6 protein-coding genes are annotated in these 2,946 nt (G+C 67.1%); 2 read left to right on the plus strand and 4 right to left on the minus strand.

The features are described 5' to 3' along the window. On the plus strand, nt 1-300 hold a 300-nt coding region (locus JCM19049_RS10750), incomplete at its 5' end, for a Maf family protein (RefSeq protein WP_279402981.1). Nucleotides 301-317: 17 nt separating this feature from the next. Here the strand turns inward: JCM19049_RS10750 and JCM19049_RS10755 are convergent. Continuing rightward, entirely contained in the window at nt 318-1,100 is a 783-nt protein-coding gene (locus JCM19049_RS10755; RefSeq protein WP_279402982.1) for an alpha/beta hydrolase, read from the minus strand. Between the two features lie 350 nt (nt 1,101-1,450). On the opposite strand from JCM19049_RS10755, the gene JCM19049_RS10760 reads away from it, so the two are divergent. Continuing rightward, nucleotides 1,451-1,780, plus strand: a complete 330-nt coding sequence (locus JCM19049_RS10760) for a hypothetical protein (protein WP_279402983.1) — start codon at nt 1,451-1,453, stop codon at nt 1,778-1,780. 14 nt (nt 1,781-1,794) lie between these two features. Here the strand turns inward: JCM19049_RS10760 and JCM19049_RS20270 are convergent, their stop codons facing one another. Genes JCM19049_RS20270 through JCM19049_RS10770 form a run of 3 tightly spaced genes read right to left on the minus strand, consistent with a single transcriptional unit; the run spans nt 1,795 to nt 2,819 of the window. Beyond that, nucleotides 1,795-1,974 carry a hypothetical protein gene (locus tag JCM19049_RS20270; RefSeq protein WP_279402984.1) on the minus strand — a complete coding sequence of 60 codons (180 nt, stop codon included), beginning with the start codon at nt 1,972-1,974 and terminating at the stop codon, nt 1,795-1,797. After that, nucleotides 1,968-2,330 carry an HPP family protein gene (locus JCM19049_RS10765; protein WP_279402985.1) on the minus strand — a complete coding sequence of 121 codons (363 nt, stop codon included), beginning with the start codon at nt 2,328-2,330 and terminating at the stop codon, nt 1,968-1,970. Before JCM19049_RS10765 ends, JCM19049_RS20270 begins: the two co-directional genes overlap by 7 nt. A 27-nt stretch (nt 2,331-2,357) precedes the next feature. After that, the gene (locus JCM19049_RS10770; RefSeq protein ID WP_054821590.1) at nt 2,358-2,819 is read right to left on the minus strand and encodes a hypothetical protein; all 462 of its coding nucleotides are present in this window, start codon (nt 2,817-2,819) and stop codon (nt 2,358-2,360) included. Nucleotides 2,820-2,946 lie beyond the last annotated feature (127 nt).

Below are 2,946 nucleotides of genomic sequence, written 5' to 3' on the forward strand. Positions count from 1 at the left end.
CGGCTCCGCCGGGTGCTGCATTCGGGACACTGGCTCATTGCCGCCGGCGGGGGCCGGTCCGTGGGGCTGGGCTCGGCAACCGTGGTGCACTTCGCCCAGGTCGGCGACGCGGAGATCGAGGCGTATGTGGCCAGCGGCGAACCGTTGCCGTGCGCCGGTGCGTTCACCATCGACGGGCTGGCCTCCGCGTTCATCGAATCCATCGAGGGCAACTATCAAAGCGTGGTTGGCCTTGATGTGAGCATGCTGCGCCGGCTGCTGGCCGAGCATGGCGTGGCGATCACCGAACTCTGGGCCTAGCCGGCCGCTGAGAACCCTCAAGCATGAAATGCCCCGAACGGCGTGATCCGTTCGGGGCATTGTGTGTTGGGCCTATTCCGGCTGCTCGGGCCGTTCCACCCCCAGGTAGGTTTCCTCTGGCACCGGGGCGGCCACCTGTTCTCGCACGGCTTCCAGCAGGCGCGGGTCGTTGAGCAGCCGGAAATGCCCCATGGTCTCCAACTTGATGTTCTGGGCCCCTGAAGCTGGCTGCCGCCGGGAATGTGCGGATCAAAGGAGCTGTAGATGGAGGTGATCCGCGAATTCACCGCCAGGTTCGCTGCCAGCTGCAGCAGTCCGGCGTTGCGCGGCGAAAAGGCGCGCAGGGAACGGATCGGTGCGAAGCGGGCGTACACCGAGCCGGAGAACGGGGTGCTGATCGCCACCATCTTCGCAATCCGCTCGGGGTGCGGGGAGGCGCTCATGGCATGCTTGCCGATCAGCCCGCCCTTGCTGTGCGCCACGATGACCACCCCATTCAGGTCATGTTCGGCCAGGTAGTCCGAAACCAGGCGGGACATTTGCGGCACGGTGCCCCGGTTGTACCCGATCCCGCTGACCGCATGCACCGGATGGCCGGCCTGGTGCAGGTGCCGGGCGACCGGGAGCAGGAATTGCCAGGTCTCCCAGATGCCCGGAATCAGCAGCACGGGCGCGGCCTGGGCATCGGAGTAACTGAGCAGCTCCTGCTCGGCCACCGGGCGCAGGAAAGCGCGGGCCTGCCAGTAACCGGCGTACAGGTAGTCCAGCAGCCAACCCTGGCCCCGGCGCAGTTGCCCCACGCCCCGCTCACGGATCCGATGCAGGCAGGCAGGGAGCTGGAGCGGTACGTGCCGGGTCAGTGCGCCGTGCAGCCGGTCCAGTAATCGAGCCATTCCTTCACGATACTAAAGAACGTTTCAGCCGCACCCCGCGGGTGCCGGTCTGCTGGGAATCACCGATTCGGTGTTGCCTGCGGAAGGAAGGGTGCCTATGCTCAGGGAACTTTCGACGGTGTCGGTCTTTGGCACGGCGTGAGACATGGGAGCAGAGAATGGTGTGCAACGAGACCAGGTTCGAGGTGTCGGCCCCACCGGGCCCGGCAGCGCGGACGGGCAGGGCCCTAGCCAGGGCCCAGGGCCTGTACTTGCTGGTGACCGGGGTGTGGCCGCTGCTACACTACCGGAGTTTTGAAGCGGTGCTGGGCCCCAAGGTCGATGACTGGTTGGTCAGGTGCGTCAGCGGGCTCGCGGTTACGCTGGCCTACCAGCAGCTGCGCACGCGCGCCACGAGCCAAGGCTTGACCACGGCGCGCAGGATTGGCATTGGCGCTGCCCTGTCCTTCGGCGGCGTTGATCTTCGCTACGGCGGCAGCGGGCGCATCAGCCGGATCTACCTGCTTGACGCCGCCGTGCAGGCCTGCTGGCTGGCGGCCTGGATAAAAACCGCTTCCCCACCTCGGGCCCACCAAGCCGAGAGGTAGCTGGGGTACCCCGGCTACTTGCCGGTCGCAGGCTTGGTGCCCAGCAGCAGATTCAGGCCCCAGCCAAGGACGGTAATGAAGATGATCGCCCCGAGCATGGACAGCAGTTCGGCCGGGGTGCTCAAAATCCCCAGGCTGATGATCAATGTGGTGGCCCCGGCTGGCGGGTGTGGCTTGTTCGTCCAGGTCAGCACCAGCGTGTCAGTGCGACCGATAGCGCCCCGGCAGCCACATGGGTGAGGCTCAGTCCCCCGACCGGGGTAGCGGCCTGATGTTGCAGGCCGAAGCCGTAGAGGCAGGCCGCCCCGGCGGCCAGGCCCACCAGGTGCCCGATCAGCGCGTTGGCGGGGCGCGCGGATTTCAGTTGCGGGGATTCGAAGAACAGCATCACCGTGGGGCCCAGGCTGGGAAAGAGCCAGGGTGATTTCAGGGCCAGGCCGATCCCGCCGCTGGCGGCCAGCACCAGCAGGCAGAGGATGGCCGCGTAGAGGCTGCTGCCCAGCCGGCCTTTGGACTCGGCCAGTCGGGCGTGCATCGCTTGCTTGGGCATGGGTCCCCTTCTCTCGGCCGCGCGGCGTTACTCGGCGACCAGCAGCGCCTGCGGGGCGGCCTGCTTCATCCGGGTGCTCAGCCACTTCAGCTGTTTTTCGGTTTCTTCCTCGCAGGCGCGTACCACGTCGAGCAGTTCCTCATCGCGCAGCCCCTGACCGGCCTGCTTCACCATGGCCCAGGTGATGTCCACCAGGGAGGCCAGCAGGTAGAGGTCCTGCAGATCGCGCAGCAGCCCCAGCGGCCCCTTGCGGGTTTCGCTCAGCCCGTCGGCGTGCAGGCGTTCGGGTTCGTCGTCGACGTCGCCCTGCCCGTAGCGCCGCATGATCGGCTGCAGGGCGCGCTGGTGCTCATCGCATTGCTTGGCCAGGGTCTGGCAGATGAAGTGCACATCCGGTTCGTGGCCGTGCCCTTCGGCGACCTGGCGGAAGGACTCGGCCAGGGTGCTTTCGGATTTTTCCAGCAGGCTCAGGTAGGTGGACAGGTTCATGGCTGCTCCTTGCTCGCAGGGTCATCCGACGGTGCTGCCGGAGGGAATTCTTCACTGGCCAGCGCGGCCGGCCCACCGGTGGTGGGCACCACCCGGCGGGAGCGCGCGGCGTGGTGGGGGTGGGTGG

The organism is Arthrobacter sp. JCM 19049, assembly GCF_001310435.1.